The following is an 897-nucleotide window of genomic DNA, read 5'->3' on the forward strand; positions in this document are numbered from 1 at the left end:
CCGTCTGGCGGTTCGGGACTATCCCATATCGCGTTATCGTATTCTTCTTTCATCCGGTCGTATCCTTTGATCATCCAAAGAGTGTGTCTGTACAAATCCTCTGGCATATCGCTGTTTTTTAAGTAATAGTCCCTCACGTTTTCCCTCCTGTTTTTTATTCCTGCGGCTCTGCCAGCTTGGCATATGGCCATTCAGTTTTTAAGTTTGTTGTCCATGAAGTTGCACCATCCTTAAAGGCATATACCACTCCATCTCGGTATTCTGCAAAATGTCTGCGACTCCAGTAACCCCAGTCTTCTTCGTTCATGCTCACCAGGATTGGCGTATCTACCTCAACTTTACTCCAGTCCACTTCTGGCTCTTCTTTGTATTCTTCATCGAGCCAGAGTGCGGTTAATAATGCAACTTTTTCTGCATTTATAACTTCATAATTGCCACAATCGTATGTAGGAACCACATAGTCATTAAAGAATTTCATTAATTCTCCACTTTTACACACTTTAACTAATTCATTTTTATATTTCTCTCTATTTTTCAAAGTAATCCCTCCCATTCTTTGCATTTACTTAGCCTGTCTACGTATTCAGCATAGCTCCAGCTTTTCATGTTCATACATTCCTCTTTTCTGCGGTGGCAGCATGTCCCGCAGCATCGCTTTTCTACTTCCTCTCTGACCTCGAACATCGCAGGCTTTCCGCTTCTCAGATTGACGGCGGCTCCGAAGTTTGTCTTTATGTATGTTCCGAATAAATCAGCGAAGATATCGCCGCTCTTCAGTTGTTCGTATCTCATCATTCTACCTCCGTAAGCCAGTATCTTTTTTTGCATTCTGTACATCCATTAGTCCCGTCTGGACAATTAATCTCCGGGTCCATGTCGCATGGCCTCAAATCTATG

The 897-nt window shown here is 42.7% G+C and carries 2 protein-coding genes; both read right to left on the reverse strand.

Annotation, left to right across the window (positions count from 1 at the left end; translation table 11 throughout):
- Nucleotides 1-154: 154 nt before the first annotated feature.
- Nucleotides 155-538 carry a hypothetical protein gene (locus tag H9L42_RS16740; protein ID WP_187304533.1) on the reverse strand — a complete coding sequence of 128 codons (384 nt, stop codon included), beginning with the start codon at nucleotides 536-538 and terminating at the stop codon, nucleotides 155-157.
- Entirely contained in the window at nucleotides 535-792 is a 258-nt protein-coding gene (locus H9L42_RS16745) for a hypothetical protein (protein WP_187304534.1), read from the reverse strand. Before H9L42_RS16745 ends, H9L42_RS16740 begins: the two co-directional genes overlap by 4 nt.
- Nucleotides 793-897: the final 105 nt, after the last annotated feature.

The organism is Zhenpiania hominis (assembly GCF_014333425.1).
GTDB lineage: Bacteria > Bacillota > Clostridia > Peptostreptococcales > Anaerovoracaceae > Hominibacterium > Hominibacterium hominis.

Coding starts and splice junctions, on each gene's coding strand:
- H9L42_RS16745 (WP_187304534.1), bottom strand. CDS start 792: ATGAGATACGAACAACTGAAGAGCGGCGATATCTTCGCTGATTTATTC.